We start from the raw sequence: 17,009 nt of genomic DNA on the forward strand, positions 1-17,009 counted from the left end.
GTAATGGGGCAATCGAGTGAAGTGATCCAGTTATCGCTCAACGTGGAGAAATTAGCACAGTTCAGATCTATTTTGAAGCAGATGAAACAAGGCTATGCTGTGCTCAATAGCGGCTACCGAACAGTAAAGGATCTGTCCGAGGGCAATTTCACCTTGCACCGAACTTTCCTCGATGGACTGTTGAGGGTAAGTCCGTCGGTCCTTAGGTACCGCAAAATAGTTGAGATCATCGATATGCAGGTGCGTGTTGTTGAGCAGTGCAAACGGGGGTACAGCAGGCTGCGAGCTTCCTTGCTTTTTAACCCTCAGGAACTCCATTACATTAGCGGGATCCATGATCGGCTCCTGAGGCTATCGCTTGGCAATCTGAACGAACTGCTGTTGGTCCTGAGCGAACAGACCTTGGAGATGGGTGATGGTGAGCGTTTATCGCACATCGATGCGATCCACCGGCAGATGGAAGAAAAGCTTCATTTCCTTGATCATTTCAACACTGAGGCTTCGATTTTACATCTTCAGCGTAAAAAAGAGATGAACAGTAACCGGTCCATGGGAAAGATCCATGGCATGGAACAATAATGGAAGTAAGATGAAAAAGATGAAAATTTTGGGAGGAATCCTTTTTATAGATCTTCTTGTACCTGTTTTGTCCTACGCACAGGGAATTGCCGATGAAATGAAAAGCATGCACGAGGTACTCGAGCAGCTCTATCGGGAGATGATGCCCTTATGTGGCCAGTTGATGGGCGTTGGTCAGGGAATTGCCGGATTTGCTGCTATGTGGTATATCGGATCTCGGGTATGGCGCCAAATTGCCAATGCCGAGTCGATCGATTTTTACCCTTTATTCCGGCCTTTTGTGATCGGCTTCTGTATTATGGCCTTTCCCCTGGTGCTGGCGCTGATCAACGGCGTGATGCAGCCGGTGGTTCGAGCTACCTCGGCAATGGTAGAGCATTCTGACCGGGCGGTAGAATTGCTTTTGGAAAAACAGCAGGAAGCGATCAAGAAAACCTCTGCCTGGCAGATGTACGTCGGCGAGCTTGGTGATGGTGATCGGGCGGAATGGTATAAATATACCCATGGCGATGATGCCGGAGATGAGGGGATTCTGGATGGGATCGGAAACGACATAAAATTTGCGATGGACAAGGCATCCTATAATTTCAGGAATTCTGTCAGGGAGTGGATGAGCGAGATTTTGCAGGTCCTGTTTCAGGCTGCTGCACTCTGCATAAATACGCTGAGAACTTTTCAGCTGGTGGTCCTGTCCATTCTTGGCCCACTGATTTTTGGGATTTCCGTTTTTGATGGCTTTCAGCATACCTTGACTGTATGGCTTGCCAGATACCTCAATATATTCCTTTGGCTGCCTGTGGCCAATATTTTCGGTGGCATCATCGGTAAGATCCAGGAAAATATGCTCAAGATCGATCTTTCCCAGATCGCCGAGCAGGGAGACACTTATTACAGTCGAACTGGTATGGCTTATCAAGTGTTCCTGATCATTGGCATTGTGGGTTACTTCTGCGTGCCTTCGGTAGCCAATTACATTGTCCATGCCTCTGGGGGAAGTGCCTTGGTGCAAAAAGTGAACAGGATGCTGTCGCAATCCTCAAGAAGTGTGGTACAGGCTGCAGGTGCCAGCATGGCAGGCGACGGATTGGGGGACAGCTACTCCCGGATCAGCCAGGGTATGTCTGAGCGTGGACAGTCCGGACCGTATTTCAAGGAGCGGGGAGCAGATGGAGAGAATTATATGAACAAGAAGTTAAAGGGCAATTAATAAGGAGGGAGTAGCATGTTCGGAAAGTTAAAGAACCTGGAGATGGCATTCCAGCACATCAAACTATTTACCTCTGCGGTAATTATAGGCTGTGCTTTGCTAAGCTGCTATGTGCTGCATAAAAGCTTTTTACTTGTTTCACGGGTTGATGACAGGATCTATGTACTGGCAGACGGAAAGGCGCTGGAAGCTTTTACGTCTCCAAGGGGTGAAAATATACCGGTAGAGGCCAGAGACCATGTTGCTCGATTTCACAGGCTCTTCTTTGGCCTCGATCCGGACGAGCGGGTAATCCGCGAAAACGTTGGAAGCGCACTGTATTTAGCAGATGAAAGCGCTAAACGGATCTATGATGATCTGCAAGAAAGTGGTTTTTACCTGAATATGGTTTCAGGGAACGTAAGCCAGAAAGTGCAGATCGACAGTATTACCATTGAAATGGAACGGCTACCTATCCGGTTTCGCTTCTTTGGCAAGCAGATTATCACCCGTTCGACGAGTACCACGGTCAGATCCCTGGTAACCGGGGGAGAGCTACGGATTGTATCCCGGAGTGAGAACAATCCTCATGGAATGCTTATCGAACGCTGGAAAACCATTGAAAACAAGGAGCTGAGCAACAAAAAGCGGCATTGATTACATCAAAATCAACCATCATGGTACAGAGAATAACTAAACATAGATTTCCATCGGTGTTCCCAGGAAATGGAATCTTGATCAGGAATTATAAACAGTTGAAACGCTATTCCATCAAGGGCATACTGGTGTGTTTCCTATTGATGATCCTTTTGTACAGTTATCTGCTAGCTCAGCTATTCTGGGGGAATACCACTCGATTGGCCTTACCGAAGTCCATTCATCACCTTGGGACCAAATCAACGATTTCGCCTGATCCACCAAGGAGATTTCTTCCGCCAGCAGCGGACAGCCTAGGAAAAAGGGAACCAAGCAAATGAACATATTTTTTTAGAAGTAACGGATCAATAATTTCAAAACAACAAGCCCGCAAAAAAACCTAAAAAATATACCCACAAATAAACAAACTTTAACATGATACATGCAAGAGAAAAATCACCAGAAGAAGTCCGTCGGCAGATGAGAATATGGATATTGCTTCCGGTTATGGTCATTCCCTTTACTACGCTTGGATTCTGGAGTTTTGAAGGAGGCTCCCTTGATAATGGGACAGTTAAAGATGCTGAAAACGGAAAACTGATCTTACAAGTCCCAGGAGCCCAGGTGAACGAAAATGATCCGATGAGTAAAATGGAACTCTATAAAAAACAGGATCAGGATATGCTAGGGAACTCCGAGGCATTTACGCCTGAAGGGGATCTATTTGCTGGATCATTTGATCCATATGGTGACCTGGCCGATCCACAGTTAGCTCCGCTTGGAATTCCATTGGATTCCTCTAAGCCAGGTGGAGGAACTAGCGGAGGATCTCATGAAAGGGAAATATATCAACGCTTAGCGCTACTCCAGGAGCAGATCCAGGAACAGGAAGCCAGACCCTATGCTTCTTTAGACCATCGGAATGGTTTTCTACAGAGCGGGCTATCGGATGATATTGACAAACTGGATGAAATGATGCAGCGCATGGTTTTTCCCTCTGGGGAGGACCAGGAATTAAAACAGGTGTCCGGCATTCTGGAAAAAATTCTGGAGATCCAAAATCCAGAGCGGCGGCAAGCGCAAATCAGCGATAGCCTTCTGATGCACCGCCACCCCGTATATTCGATAAAAGCCCTGGAAAAAGGAGCGGAACTGGGATTTTTAGGTCCTCAGGATTCACTCTCGAAAATTGGATTTTATTCCTTCTCTGATAGCAGTTCAGCTCTGGGTGAGTCCGAGCAGGGCATTCGTGCTGTCGTTCATGGTTCTCAAACTCTGGTGAACGGCTCGACCGTTAAGTTAAGGCTGACACAGAATGTTTCTATTGGAGGCCAGCCATTGGCAAAAGACCACTTTGTAAATGGGGTGGCGCGATTGCAGGGAGACCGACTGCAGGTATCCATCAAAAGCATCCTGATAGGTCAATCCGTCTTACCCGTGGATCTGGAGCTCTACGATATGGATGGTCTTGAGGGGATCTATATTCCGGGATCCATCGATCGTGATGTCGCCAAAAATGCCATGGACCGATCCATTCAGGGCCTGGACTTGCGGAGTCTCGATCTTTCCCTAGGGGCTCAGGTAGTCAGCTCGGGTGTGGACGCTGCCAAGAACCTACTCAGTCAAAAAGCCAAGCTTGTGCGTGTGACCGTCAGGGATGGCTACCAGGTGATCCTTCAGCAAAAGCAGTAGGATACTGAATTCAGATATTATTTAAAAATAAGTTCTATGAAATCAATTAATCGATTTTTACTATCAGCAGTTCTGGTGATTAGTCAAGGAATGTCCGGTTTCTCTCAAGAAATCGTTCCTCAAACCGTGGAGGTGAGCTGCAGGAAGACCTCCAACATCATCTTTCCATATTCCATAAAAAGTGTGGATCGCGGAAGCCAGGATATTTTGGTGCAAAAAGCGGTAGGGGTAGAAAATATCCTTCAACTTAAAGGTGCCAAATCCCATTTCCAGCAAACCAATCTATCGGTCGTAACCGGGGATGGTGAGTTCCATTCCTTTCTGGTCAACTATGCAGATGATCCGGTAAAGCTGAATTACTCTATACCCCGTGTATCGGAGCATGATTTCAACCGAAAACTAGTAGATGGAAAAACTTTAAATGAGAAGGACATTGAAGACAACATTCGTTTAGTCAGGCAGCTAAAACCTGATTTTGCAGGTCCAAAGCATAAAAAATATGGTGTCCAAATGACGCTCATCGGCTTTTATATTCAGGACGATTTATACTATTTGCTTCTGAGCCTTGAAAATAGATCAACAGTGAGCTATGATCTGGATGGTCTACGCTTCTTTGTGCGGGAAAAAAAACAGGCCAAGCGGACTGCTATCCAGGAGATCGAGCTATCTCCCGTTTGCCTGGTAGGAGAGAAAGAAACAGTCCAGGCGCAAGAATCCCAAAGGATCATCGCAGTTCTTCCCAAATTTACAATCCCTGAGAAAAAGGAATTCCTACTGGAGGTTCAGGAGCTAGGCGGAGGTAGGCACCTGCGGTTAAGGATGGGCAATAGACATTTAATAAAAGCAACATTAATCAACTAATTTTTAGGATATGAATACAAAGAATTTTGAATACCTGCGCGATCAGGTAAAGTACACAGGATTTGGTGAAGGCCTAGAAAACGAACTAAAGGAACAGATTTTGACGGGGAAACCCAGCTTTTCATTGAACTTTGATGCCACTTATCAGGATGATTTCGTGCAGGCCAAGCTGAACTTCGACAAGTCTAAAGAAACGGATATATATTTTTTCAATTCCTACCAGGTTGAACTTCACAAGGAAGGTAAAGAGGAGCCCCTGAAACAACAATTTTATGTACACTTTGGAAATACTGTCACTATGAAAGAGGCCTATAACCTGATGGATGGACGATCGGTCCATAAAGAGCTGCTTAATAAAGAGGGTGAATCGTATAAAGCCTGGCTTCAAATGGACTTCAAAGAGACCGACGGACAGGGGAATTTCAAGATCAAATATTACCATGAAAATTATGGTTATGATCTGGAAAAGGAACTAGAAAAACACAAAATCAAGGAACTGCAGCACCCGGTCTATAAGGAGGAACTCATCAATTCCCTAAAAAAAGGAAATCTTCAATCGGTCAACTTAAACATTTCCGGTCAAAACAGTAAACATTTTATCGAGGCAAATCCACAATATAAAACCGTGAATATTTACGATGGGAATCTGAAGAAGATTCACCTGAAAAACCATTTCAACAAGGAAAAGGATCAGCGCCAACAAGTGCAAAAGACCAAAAAATCTGAAACAGCCACTGATGAAGAACCTGGGGAAGGCAAACCTATCATGAAAAAGAAAAGGGTAGGTCAATCTTTAAATTAAGATCAATTACATGTCAGTCTGTTTTTTACGATTTAAGGACTTTATGGAAGCAATCCAAAATGACGGAAGGATAGGAGCAACCCATATAGCTATATATGCGGCAATTTGGTTGTTCTGGCTAGAATGGGATAAACCTGAATCGATCTTAGTGTATGCAAGGCAAATTATGCCTATGGCTAAGATCCGGGCATCAAGTACCTATTACGGGTGTTTATCCGACTTGAATGATTTTGGTTACTTGCATTATGAACCCTCGTACAACCGAAATAAACCGAGTCGTATAAGCCTATATAAAATGGAGACGGGATTTTGAACTAACGGGAAATTAGAAAATGATGCTGCCTTGTCGATTATAGGAAGGCAGCATTTTTTATGAGGAGATAGTTGATGAAAGAGCCACGGAAAGGAACACCAATGAACATGGACCAGAGCGATCAGTCAAATAAGCCTTTGGAAATAGAACGCCAAAAGACCATTAGGCTGTTGGCAGATATCATCCTTCAGAACGTGCGGAGAAGGTACCTCGAAACTGATTTTGGAATATGGGGATATAAAGGACCACCGAGACGAAAATAATTGATAAATAATTTTGGTTAAATCGGATTTATTCCGATTTTTATGCAAATATTTAACATGAAAGTCGAGGATGCCTTATTGAATTACCGCGAACAGGTACTCACGCGCCAAATTCTCCTGAGTTTGATGAATGGCTATCAACGTCCCAATGACAAGATCAGCGAAATGATGAAACAGGGGAAATTGATTCCCTTAAAGAATGGACTTTATATTCCTGGACCGGAATTGCGTATGGATCCACCTAATCAGAAATTAATTGCCAACCATCTTTGGGGTCCAAGTTATGTATCTTTGGATTCTGCACTTTCCTATTGGGGAATGATTCCAGAAAAGGTTTTTGAGGTGTTATCCTGTACCACTAAATTGGCCAAGTATTATAAAACACCTATTGGCCGTTTTCGGTATTACCATGTTGAAGAAAGCTACTACTCTTTAGGAATTAAAAGCGTGAAGGTAACGGAAAGACAGAACGTATTGATAGCCAGCCCTGAAAAAGCACTGTTTGACCGGATCATCCTCACTTCGGGTATTTTATTGAGAAGTAAATTACAAACTGAATCATTTTTATTTGAAGATCTACGAATGGATGGTGATCAACTGTCCATGTTGGATGTGCAAATGATGGAGGAATGGTTGAAGTTCTCACCTAAAAAGAAAAGCCTTGAATGGTTAATTAGGGTCATTAAAAACAATTGATTATTATGATAAAAGAATGGCTGGCATCCTATGAACCAAAGAATCAAGAACAGGCATTCTCTGCCCTTCGTGAGATTATGCAAGAAGTAGCCTTGGCTGGTCTTCAACGATCTGGATTTTTTGAGAAGGCGGCATTTTATGGAGGTACTGCCCTCCGTATATTCTACGGACTGGATCGTTTTTCAGAAGACTTGGATTTTTCATTGCTATCGAGTGATCCTGAGTTTTCGTTGGAACCTTATTTTAAAGGACTGGTGGAGGAGTTTGCTAATGTTGGGTTGCAAGTAAGTATCAAAGAAAAGAAAAAGACTAAAGGAACTTCGATCGATTCTGCCTTTTTAAAACCGGAAACAGTCTGGAGAGAACTGATCCTAGAAGGAATGGTGCTAGAAGCAGGCTTGAGTGCAATGGTTGGTCTCAAGATCAAATTGGAGGTGGATAGACAACCACCATTGCGTTTTGAAACCGAGGAGAAGCTTCTGATAAAACCTTTCTCTTTTTATGTAAAATGCTTTACCAAATCCAATCTATTTGCAGGAAAAATGCATGCCTTACTATTTCGTAAATGGAAAAATAGGGTGAAGGGTAGGGATTGGTATGACCTAGAGTGGTACATCAGAAAAGGAGTTCCATTGAATCTGGATCATTTCCTAGCCAGAGCGCAAGATACAGGAAACTGGACGAATTCAACCATCGAGAAAGAAGAATTATTGGATCTTTTAAAGAAACGTATCGACTCTGTATCCATGGAGGCAGTGAAGGAGGATATTGTCAAATTTATTCCAGATAACAAAAAACTTGATATCTGGTCAAAAAAATATTTCTTGGAACTCATCGAACAACTTAAGTTTGAATGATCTCCATCCTCGATAAAATATGTCAATAGAAGCATATAGAATCGGAATTTTTCCGATTTAATATTGTTTATTTAACAAATCCATCCTGTTAAAATTATGAAAAAAGGGATTCGATATTTAAGGTTCAGTAACTATGACCAAAGCCGTCACAGCATCGAACGACAAGATTTTATTACCTCGCAATGGACAACTAGTGCAGATGTTGAAATAATCGATACTTTCCGGGACGAAGGTTATAGTGCCAAAACATTCGATTGACCGGATGTAAAAGCACTATTTTCATTTATCAAAAAGAACCATCGGGAAATTGATTACCTCATTGTTTCTGAACTGACACGCTTCAGCCGAATTACAGGAGATGCGATCAACATGGTCATGAAAATCCAAAAGGAATACGGAATAAAAATCGTCAGTGCAGGTCGGGGAATGGTCTACGATGTTACCGATCACAGTTCTTACTTTATGATGGGACTGGAATTTCTTTTGGGTGATTCGGAAAACATCAAGCGGCAAAACGATATCAACTGGGGTATCTATTCCGCCAAGGCTATCAAAGGGAAATATATTCATGGTGGTGCAGCGCCTTACGGTTATGTAAAGGTGAGAAGCGAACGCGAAATGAAGTTGGTAATCGAGGAGGAGGAAGCGCAAATAATCCGGAACATCTATGATCTATTTTTAAAGGATGTCCCCATCTATAAGATTCAGGAAATTGCCATATCCCAAGGGTTCCCGCATACAGGAAATTCTAGCATCCATCGTATTTTAAAGAATCCGCTGTACAGTGGTTACCAAAAAGTAAAAGCATGGAAAACCAATCCTGGTGGTATGTTTCCAGTAAAAAATGCAGAACCTATTATCGATCAATATTCTTGGAGCCGAGCTCAAGAGAAGTTCCGGAAAGAAGAACGGACAGTTGTTACTTTGCATGAGGATATCCCACTTCGAGGATTGTTACAGTGTCACTGTGGACGTTATATGACTGGTGCCGCCTCCCGTGGAAAGACAGGACAATATTATTACTATTACCGCTGCAGGCTAACCTCGAAGCATAACAATATCAGTGCAATAAAGGCGCATGAAAAACTCCTCGATATCCTGAGGTTAATAAGTCTCCCTGAGGATCTCATTCAAGATGTTCGAACGCTGGCCACAGAGCTCTTGAACCATCAAGTTAAAGTAGAAAAACAGCGCAAAGAAAATAGAAACAAGGAACTTGCGGCAGCCGAAAAATCCTTGCGGTCGGTCGAGGAGAAATGGATCAACAATAGCATTAATCAGGAGACCTATTCCAGATGGCATAGCGATCTAACGCAAAAAATACAATCGCTAAAACTAAATGATTTTGATCTTGGAAAAGATAAAGAAAGGCTGAAAAAGATCCTGAATTCAGAGTTGAATAAGCTCTCGGATCTATCGAAGCTCTATGAATCATCAAATGTCATAGATAAGCGTACGCTACTTTCAAGGGTGTTCAATTTGGGGCTCATCATCGATAATGGGAGCTATCGAACTCTCGAAATCAATCCTTTGTTTAATCGTAACTTGCAGAAAATGAGTGAATTAAACTTGTTAAAAGTGACAAAAAAAGGGATTGAAATGTCTTCAATCCCCTCGGGTGGAGCCGGAGGGATTCGAACCCTCGTCCAAACATAGTATGATTTACGCTTTCTACATGCTTAGCTTCTCTTTGATTGTCGGGAGAGGGAAGGTGAGTCGCTTACCTATACCGTACTCCGTAGTTGCTGTTTCTCGTCCTTACTTAGCAACGTCGCAAGGACCAGTCCTACGATTCGGTGCCTCGGATGTCAAGCGGTAGAACAAAGCTTGACGAGACAAAAGCTAAATCTTAATTCTAAATTAAGCAGCTAAGGCGTAGTTTTCTTCGCCATTTGAAAAGTTGAAAGTTCAGATTAAAGTGCTAGACTAACAATGCACTGCATGCTTACATAACCATCGCTATCCTGTCAATTCCGGTCGACCCCGTTATGTATGGGCAACAAATGTAATCAATTTATATGACTTCAAAAACCCAATTAAGTTTAAATGGATAGGATTTTATAAACATATTTGCTATATTACTGTTTTAAAAGATGATAAGTTAAAATATTGTCCTGATTGAATTAATATTCGTCCACTTTATGGATATTGTTCCTAACAATAACGCTTTTTTAGCAGCAATATAGAAACTCAATTCAACTCAAATTGCACAAAACTGTAAGCAAAATAAGCTTCAATGAATAAATGACAGGGTTTTGATCATCAAGACCTGTAAGAAACAAAATACTGAACTATACAAAAACTATAAACAATGGCTGAGGAAAACAACGCGAAAACAACAGCTACGGAAACTGCAGAAAACAACAGTCCCGTTAAACCTGTAAGAGCCACTACTAGAAAAGCTCCTGCAAAGACAACTCCAGCAAATAAACCAGCTGCGAAAACTCCAACCCCGAAACCTAACCCGACTACTGGAAATTCAGGTGGCGAAGGTGCAGGAACCCGTGCTCGTAAAACTTCTATTCCAAATGTTAAAGTTAGTCCTGTGATTGCTGATACTTCAGCAAAAACTGCCAGCAAGAAAACAGCAACAGCTAAAGCTACCCCTGCAAAACCTGCAGCAGCAAAACCAGCAGCAAAATCATCGACTCCTGCAGCAAAAACAGCAAGCCCTGCTAAACCAGCGGCTGCAAGTACTGCAAAAGCTCCGGTAGCAAAATCTACTGCTGCCAAGCCAGAAACTAAACCTGCTGCAAAGGTAGAACCTAAGGCAGCCGTTCCTACAAAAGCGGAAGAGGTGAAAATTGAAAAAGAAGCTTCTTACAAAGAGGAAGTTCCTAACAATAAAACCGTTAAGGAAAACCCGGAGAAAAAAGCAAAAGATAAAAAAGCTGACAAGAAACCTGTAAAAGCTGTGAAAGCAAAAGATGAAAAGAAAGCTAAAGACAGCAAAAAGAAGAAAGAGGAAGCTAAGTTAAAAGAGGAGAAGCCAAAGGCGAAAAAAGCTCCTAAGAAAAAAGCGAAAAAGGACTCTGCTAAGGCAAAGGATGAAAAATCTTCTAAAAAAGCGAAAAAGAATGAGGGTAAAACCTTAAAGAAACTTAAAACTGCATTCGCTGAAATTTACCACAAGATTGTTGGTGAAGACAAAGGTAAAAAGAAGAAGAAAAAGAAATAATTGAGGAATCAATCGAAATTGAAAAGGGATGTCCACTTGGATATCCCTTTTTCTGTTTCTTTATTTTTTGCGTATGCTCACAGCATTCTTATGGGCATGTAAGCCTTCCAGTTCCGCCAAAATTTCAACGGTAGAACCGATATGTTGTAAGCCTTCCTCAGAAATATGTTGGAAGGTAATCTTCTTGACAAAAGAATCTACAGACACACCTGAGTACGACCTAGCAAAGCCTGAGGTCGGTAGGGTGTGATTCGTTCCGGAAGCATAATCGCCAGCACTCTCAGGGGTTAAATGACCCAAGAATACCGATCCTGCATTCAGCACTTTATTGATCAAGCTTTTCCACTCATTGGTCTCCAAGATCAAGTGCTCCGGAGCGTACAGGTTTGAGAATTCCATGGCTTCTTGAAGAGTATCTGCAATTACCATGTAAGAATTTTGCATCGCTTTCTCCGCCAATTCTTTTCTTGGAAGAACTTCCAATTGTTTCTTCAGTTCTTCCTGCACGGCATCGGTTATTGTTTTCGAGGTTGCCACCAATATCGCTTGGCTGTCGATTCCATGTTCTGCCTGTGCCAATAAATCAGCCGCTACAAAAGCCGGATTGCAACTTTCGTCTGCAATGACCAATACTTCCGAAGGTCCGGCAGGCATGTCTATGCTGACATCCGTCAAGCCTTGGATCAGACTTTTTGCCTTGGTCACAAATTGGTTCCCTGGTCCAAAGATCTTGTTGACCTTAGGGATGGTTTCCGTACCATAAGCCATCGCAGCCACGGCCTGTGCTCCACCAACCAAGTAAATCTTATTGATCTGCAACAGTTTCAAACAATAGGCTACGAATCCATTGATCTTGCCATTGTTTTGCGGAGGTGAACAGACCACAATTTCCTTGCATCCTGCAATCCTTGCAGGAACTCCCAACATCAATAGGGTACTAGGCAAAACGGCCGATCCACCAGGAATGTACAGACCTACCTTTTCGATGGGTCTTACCTCGCGCCAGCATTTTACACCGGGCATGGTTTCAACCGTGCGCTCGCGTTTCAATTGGGTCTGATGAAATTTATGGATATTCTGGAAGGCGATTTCCAGAGCGCGCATCTGGTCACGGGATATGGTCGATGCCAAGGCATCGATATCATCCTGTCCTAAATATAGCTGCTCAAGATCTACCTTATCAAATTTCTTTGCATATGATTTCAAGGCCTGATCGCCATGCCCCTTAACTTCCTCCATGATATTGAGGACCGTATCTTGGATCGCATGGTTCGGATCGGTGTTCCTATTCACCAATTCCTGGATCTGCTCCTTGCTTAAGTCTTTATATAGATAAGTTTCTAGCATGTTACATAATGATTTTTTCGATCGGCATCACCACAATACCTTGTGCGCCTGCCGCTTTTAGTTTATTGATCTTCTCCCAAAAATCATCCTCAGATATTACGGTATGGACAGCTACCCAGCCTTCTTCAGCCAATGGAACCACCGTTGGGCTCTTTACCCCGTGCAAGAGTTCTGTAATTTGCGACAGGTTCTTTTTCTCCACGTTCAATACCACATACTTCGTTTCCTTTGCACGCAATACAGATTGGATTCTTTGTAAAAGTTCACAGATGATTGGATTTTCTTCCAAACCATCTCTGCCGATCAATATCGCTTCAGAATTTCTAACATCCACGAAAGGTTTCAACCCATTGCTTTTTAAAGTTCCACCGGTCGACACAATATCACAGATAGCGTCACTAAGCCCAAGTCCCGGAGCAATCTCAACCGATCCAGAGATCATTTGGATGTCTGCATTGATCTTATATTCGTCCAAAAATTGCTGTAAGATATTAGGGTAGGAGGTTGCGATGGATTTGCCGTTCAGGTCTTCTAGGCGGTCGATGGTTGAGTCTTTTGGAATGGCTAATTTTAAGGTGCATTTCCCAAAACCTAATCGCTGTAGATACTGAACATTGGACAGGGTTTCCTCAATTACATTTTCTCCAACGAGACCGAGGTCAGCAATTCCCTGTTCTACATAGCCTGGGATATCATCATCTCTTAAGAATAATATTTCAAGGGGAAAGTTGGAAACTGTTGTAATTAATGAGCTTTTATAGTTTTCGAAGTCCAATCCACAGTTTTTAAGCAATTGGACCGATTTTTCGTTTAATCTACCTGATTTTTGGATAGCAATTTTGAGATTTTTCAAAATGTAGAGTTTATGTTGAGTGAAAAAATTATTAACAATAAAGAATCTGGGGGTTACTTGCGCTCCACGTAGAAGCCAATACTAATATCTATCGCCACAATGGCGATGATGCATTACGTATTGATGTGTACAAGCGTTCTTCATTTTAATAATGGAACAAAAGTAATGGATATCACCTTTCTATGCAAGGAAATTATTAAAAAAGAATGCAATAGGGTTTTCGGTCTTCGGCTAGCGTTGTGGGGCCTAAAAATTTTAAAGCATGGACCAACTAAACCAACCTGCGAAAATAATCTGGACGAATAAAAATAACTTCGCTAAGAAACCAGGTGTTCTGGCAAAATAGATGATGGAGAAGATGCTAAGGACAATCGCTGAAACGATAAGTAGGGTATGGTCGATTTTCCATAAGTTCCCAAATCGCCGTTGCGCCTCTTCAAAACCATTGGAGTTTTCAATTAAATAAATCCATGTGCTAATATAGAGCACATTCAGCAATAAAGAAAAATAAGCTGCAACGGTCTTGATGATATTCCATGTTCTAGCACTCATGATCAAATTTTAGATACTTAAATTTAACCATAAATTAGTGAATAACCTATCAATCCTCTCCAATTAGCACTTGACTGCTTGCCTAATTAACAAAAAAGCGGACACTAGGCCCGCTTTTCTTGGTTAGCTGATAGAACTCCCGCACATTACACCCTCAATTTTCTATCACTGACCCTATTCACATTATTTAAACTATTTCAAAAATAACTAACCCTCACTATATCCATAATGTCTCCTAAAAATCAAACTTCACTCTTGCACGTATTCCCCATTCTGGAGCATCTGGATGATCTAAATAGTTTAATCTCTTTACCACGTCTACACGTAATACCTTAAATATATTCGCTACACCGGCACTTGCCTCCATGTAGGGTTTATTTCCAAACGTAAAGGACATCTGCTCACCTGATCCATTGGTCTGCCAATCATAAACCTGATTGTTCATGCTCGGATTGTTGCTGTCACGTAATCCACCATAAACGCCTTTGAAACTAAATACCTCTCTCAACTTCAGTTTTTTCAACAATGGAACCTTATTGAAAATAAAGCCATTCATATAATACTGTACATTCCAGGAAGCATGATGATCGGAAATGAATTCCATAAAGTTCATCAAGTTATAGGATTGCAATTGATATGCATAAGTCTGGTTTGCACGATGGATGTTCAATACTGGGAAAGGAAGGTTATTCCCAGCGATATAAGTTCCATCTACGTTTATATCAGCGTAGCCCAATTGCGATAGGTAGAATCTTTTGAAAATACCCGCAGAGAAGTTATGGTAATTGTATTCTCCTCCGAATACTCCTTTCACACCCGCGGTATAGTTGAAGGTCATGATCGGGTATTTATTGAAAATTGGAGTCCTGTATAATTTCCCTTGATAGAACTCTTCTTTTGGAGCATATCGGAATCCAACATTAAATTCGGTGCTCTGTAAGTTGTTCACGATCTTATGTGAGCCATCTGCCATCGGTAGGGTATAGGAAAGGACACCTGCTGGCGTTTGTTTCCAAGTTCCCAAACCAGCATTCATCGAGAAGTTATTGCTGAACTCTACCTTATAATCTAAACGGTAAACCTCATTGTACAGATAACTCTTGTTCTCACCACGTTTAAAGGATAGCAAAACGTTGTCCTCTTGAACGAATTCCAGATTCTGTCCAGGGATCTTTGTATCATATGAAGCCGAAACCCTTAAATAATGCTGTGGAAATTTATAGATCGACTTATTGTTCAAAGAATAAGTACCTGCAAGGAAGTATTTCCATTTTTGGTCCTCAAATCCATATGCACCATAACCTTCAGCATAGAAACGCTTGCTCAATTGCTCTGTGGTACGGCCACCAACACGTAAACGGAAACCTTCCACTGGGTTGTAGGAATAAAAGGTATTCACAGGGCCAATTTCAACTGGACCCGCTTGTTTATATCCTGACAGCACCAATGCAGAGATATCCATGAACGTACGGAAAGAAGGCATGCTCTGCAAGGAATCAATGTTCGTATAGATCGAACGCTCCGATTTCGATAGCGGTTCTGGCCTTAAGGTTGCCCAATAGCTTTCAGATTTTGTTTCCTCCACTTCTTTCTTCTCCTCTGGAATGACCACATATTTATCCGGTACCGCATAAATGCTGTCTGGACGCACATTGCCATTCACATAATCATTGATCAGTACAACGCGTTTTCCTTTGATCCCTTTGCCTTTATTGGTAATGGAGAAATCTATCCCTAAACTTGATTTTGTCAAGTAATACTTGTTGTCATTGGTCTTGTTGAAGCCAAGTTCAATATTCAAGTCCCTAACAAAATTTAAGTTGATCTCGTCACTTACGGTCATTTCAGCGCCTTTAACCGCATAATTCCCATCCAAGGTTACATATAGCTTACCTTTAAACAAAAGGTCGTTTTTATTTCTAGGGAAGAAGCTTAACTCTACCAAAGATTCATTTTCGTTCTTTATCGTATCCGTAATATAAAAACGGTAGAAGGTAGGAGCCGAATTGGCGATTGGGCTCAAGAATTGATTGGTCAAGATGGTAATATTGTTATCATAGATCTCCACCTCATCATAAAGACGGTTGAAATATTTACTTAGGCCATCATTGTCAATAAATTTAGGGTCAAATTCAGCCTTACGGTCCGCAATGATATATTGCTTTTTGGCATTGGGATCTTTTCTGAAGTAAACTTTAGAAAATTTCTCCTCCATGTAAGCCGGCAATACATAGTTTGCTGCTGTTTGTGAAGTGTCATCCTTCTCAAACAGGAACTGATATTTTTTAAACACCTTTTTGTTCTTGAACTTTTCATCCAGATTGCTCAATCCCAAACTGATCTTTTCGTATTGGTCGTATTCAGCATAAGCCTGACCGGTCAGACGGTTTTGGTCGCGATGTTGAACCACCTTTCTGATCAATTCTACTGCAGGATTGTTTTTGTTAGAGTATTTACCTCTTTTAGGTGCCCTTACTACGATTTCCTCAATAGAGTTGGCAGGGAACAGCATCACACGGATAGTTTGTTCTTTCTCATCAGCAACAGGATATTCCTCTGGGTCAAAACCCACAGAACTGATCTTGATTTTTTTATACTCAGCTGGAATGGTCAGCGTATATTCACCATTTTCATTGGAACTTGTCCCAATATCCTTATTGGCACCCATTACTTTAATGGAAGCATAAGGTATGGCCTCATAGTTGTCTGCGTTCATTACCTTCCCTTTGATGGTAATAAAACTCTGTGCGGACAGGCCTTGGAACGAAAAAATCATTCCGATTAGTATGGTCAAGTAAAATAATCTCGTTTTCATGCTATGACTTTTTGACTTTTTACGATTTGTGTTCAAAAAGTATTGCAAATAAAGATAATATTGATGATTTATTAAATAGGCTTATTGACGATTTGACTTTTTCATGATAATTAGTCAGTAATATTTGGTTGTTTTGACAAATTGTTTACAGGAAGATTTTAAAGCGATTTAAATCTGTGGGAAGTCAATTTGGAATTGTAACAGTTGAGTGATTTTTTCGGACCTGGCTTTGACCTTATTCGAGACACATTCGGAAAATTCGGAATGTGTCTCGAATGAAACTAAGTTCGAAATCGGAAAAAAGTGTATCTATTTTAATGATGTAATTTGATGGAGTAGGGCAAAGGCAGGATTTGAATCTTCAAATGAACTCGTTGGC

The 17,009-nt window shown here is 41.6% G+C and carries 18 protein-coding genes and 1 other RNA gene; 14 read left to right on the top strand and 5 right to left on the bottom strand.

The window, feature by feature from the left end; genetic code table 11:
* Nucleotides 1-3 precede the first annotated feature (3 nt).
* The 13 genes from ACWICE_RS05520 to ACWICE_RS05580 all read left to right on the top strand — a co-directional run bounded on the left by ACWICE_RS05520 (nucleotide 4) and on the right by ACWICE_RS05580 (nucleotide 9,541).
* On the top strand, nucleotides 4-579 hold the full coding sequence (locus ACWICE_RS05520; RefSeq protein ID WP_214648474.1) for a TerB family tellurite resistance protein: 576 nt from the start codon (nucleotides 4-6) through the stop codon (nucleotides 577-579).
* A gap of 106 nt (nucleotides 580-685) precedes the next feature.
* Nucleotides 686-1,786 (top strand): conjugative transposon protein TraJ, encoded by a 1,101-nt coding sequence (gene traJ, locus ACWICE_RS05525; RefSeq protein WP_454297917.1) that lies wholly within the window; start codon nucleotides 686-688, stop codon nucleotides 1,784-1,786.
* 15 nt (nucleotides 1,787-1,801) lie between these two features.
* Nucleotides 1,802-2,422, top strand: a complete 621-nt coding sequence (gene traK / locus ACWICE_RS05530) for a conjugative transposon protein TraK (protein ID WP_093095791.1) — start codon at nucleotides 1,802-1,804, stop codon at nucleotides 2,420-2,422.
* A gap of 20 nt (nucleotides 2,423-2,442) precedes the next feature.
* A complete protein-coding gene (locus ACWICE_RS05535; protein ID WP_093095793.1) occupies nucleotides 2,443-2,742 on the top strand; it encodes a hypothetical protein in 300 nt (99 codons plus the stop codon).
* Nucleotides 2,743-2,836: 94 nt separating this feature from the next.
* Nucleotides 2,837-4,093, top strand: a complete 1,257-nt coding sequence (traM, locus tag ACWICE_RS05540; RefSeq protein WP_093095794.1) for a conjugative transposon protein TraM — start codon at nucleotides 2,837-2,839, stop codon at nucleotides 4,091-4,093.
* Nucleotides 4,094-4,129: 36 nt separating this feature from the next.
* Nucleotides 4,130-4,954 (top strand): conjugative transposon protein TraN, encoded by an 825-nt coding sequence (gene traN / locus ACWICE_RS05545; protein ID WP_093095795.1) that lies wholly within the window; start codon nucleotides 4,130-4,132, stop codon nucleotides 4,952-4,954.
* 10 nt (nucleotides 4,955-4,964) lie between these two features.
* The gene (locus ACWICE_RS05550; protein ID WP_454297826.1) at nucleotides 4,965-5,756 is read left to right on the top strand and encodes a hypothetical protein; all 792 of its coding nucleotides are present in this window, start codon (nucleotides 4,965-4,967) and stop codon (nucleotides 5,754-5,756) included.
* 10 nt (nucleotides 5,757-5,766) lie between these two features.
* Nucleotides 5,767-6,069, top strand: a complete 303-nt coding sequence (locus tag ACWICE_RS05555) for a hypothetical protein (protein ID WP_454297827.1) — start codon at nucleotides 5,767-5,769, stop codon at nucleotides 6,067-6,069.
* 74 nt (nucleotides 6,070-6,143) lie between these two features.
* The gene (locus ACWICE_RS05560) at nucleotides 6,144-6,332 is read left to right on the top strand and encodes a hypothetical protein (protein ID WP_093095801.1); all 189 of its coding nucleotides are present in this window, start codon (nucleotides 6,144-6,146) and stop codon (nucleotides 6,330-6,332) included.
* A gap of 42 nt (nucleotides 6,333-6,374) precedes the next feature.
* The gene (locus ACWICE_RS05565; RefSeq protein WP_197700997.1) at nucleotides 6,375-7,028 is read left to right on the top strand and encodes a type IV toxin-antitoxin system AbiEi family antitoxin domain-containing protein; all 654 of its coding nucleotides are present in this window, start codon (nucleotides 6,375-6,377) and stop codon (nucleotides 7,026-7,028) included.
* Nucleotides 7,029-7,033: 5 nt separating this feature from the next.
* Entirely contained in the window at nucleotides 7,034-7,885 is an 852-nt protein-coding gene (locus ACWICE_RS05570) for a nucleotidyl transferase AbiEii/AbiGii toxin family protein (RefSeq protein WP_185217825.1), read from the top strand.
* Between the two features lie 96 nt (nucleotides 7,886-7,981).
* Complete coding sequence (locus tag ACWICE_RS05575) at nucleotides 7,982-8,143, top strand: hypothetical protein (protein WP_454297828.1); 162 nt, start codon at nucleotides 7,982-7,984, stop codon at nucleotides 8,141-8,143.
* A gap of 111 nt (nucleotides 8,144-8,254) precedes the next feature.
* Entirely contained in the window at nucleotides 8,255-9,541 is a 1,287-nt protein-coding gene (locus tag ACWICE_RS05580; RefSeq protein ID WP_454297829.1) for a recombinase family protein, read from the top strand.
* On the opposite strand, the gene ssrA is transcribed toward ACWICE_RS05580, so the two are convergent.
* Nucleotides 9,502-9,870, bottom strand: a transfer-messenger RNA (tmRNA) gene (gene ssrA, locus ACWICE_RS05585). The genes ACWICE_RS05580 and ssrA overlap by 40 nt on opposite strands.
* Nucleotides 9,871-10,196: 326 nt before the next feature.
* Between ssrA and ACWICE_RS05590 the strand changes: the two genes are divergently transcribed.
* Nucleotides 10,197-11,063 (top strand): hypothetical protein, encoded by an 867-nt coding sequence (locus tag ACWICE_RS05590; protein ID WP_454297830.1) that lies wholly within the window; start codon nucleotides 10,197-10,199, stop codon nucleotides 11,061-11,063.
* A gap of 60 nt (nucleotides 11,064-11,123) precedes the next feature.
* On the opposite strand, the gene hisD is transcribed toward ACWICE_RS05590, so the two are convergent.
* The 4 genes from hisD to ACWICE_RS05610 all read right to left on the bottom strand — a co-directional run bounded on the left by hisD (nucleotide 11,124) and on the right by ACWICE_RS05610 (nucleotide 16,630).
* On the bottom strand, nucleotides 11,124-12,410 hold the full coding sequence (gene hisD / locus ACWICE_RS05595; protein ID WP_254529921.1) for a histidinol dehydrogenase: 1,287 nt from the start codon (nucleotides 12,408-12,410) through the stop codon (nucleotides 11,124-11,126).
* A gap of 1 nt (nucleotide 12,411) precedes the next feature.
* On the bottom strand, nucleotides 12,412-13,263 hold the full coding sequence (gene hisG / locus ACWICE_RS05600) for an ATP phosphoribosyltransferase (protein WP_185211844.1): 852 nt from the start codon (nucleotides 13,261-13,263) through the stop codon (nucleotides 12,412-12,414).
* 255 nt (nucleotides 13,264-13,518) lie between these two features.
* Entirely contained in the window at nucleotides 13,519-13,815 is a 297-nt protein-coding gene (locus ACWICE_RS05605) for a hypothetical protein (RefSeq protein WP_185211845.1), read from the bottom strand.
* Between the two features lie 235 nt (nucleotides 13,816-14,050).
* Complete coding sequence (locus tag ACWICE_RS05610) at nucleotides 14,051-16,630, bottom strand: DUF5686 family protein (protein WP_454297831.1); 2,580 nt, start codon at nucleotides 16,628-16,630, stop codon at nucleotides 14,051-14,053.
* Nucleotides 16,631-17,009 lie beyond the last annotated feature (379 nt).

Source organism: Sphingobacterium sp. NPDC055346, assembly GCF_053645235.1.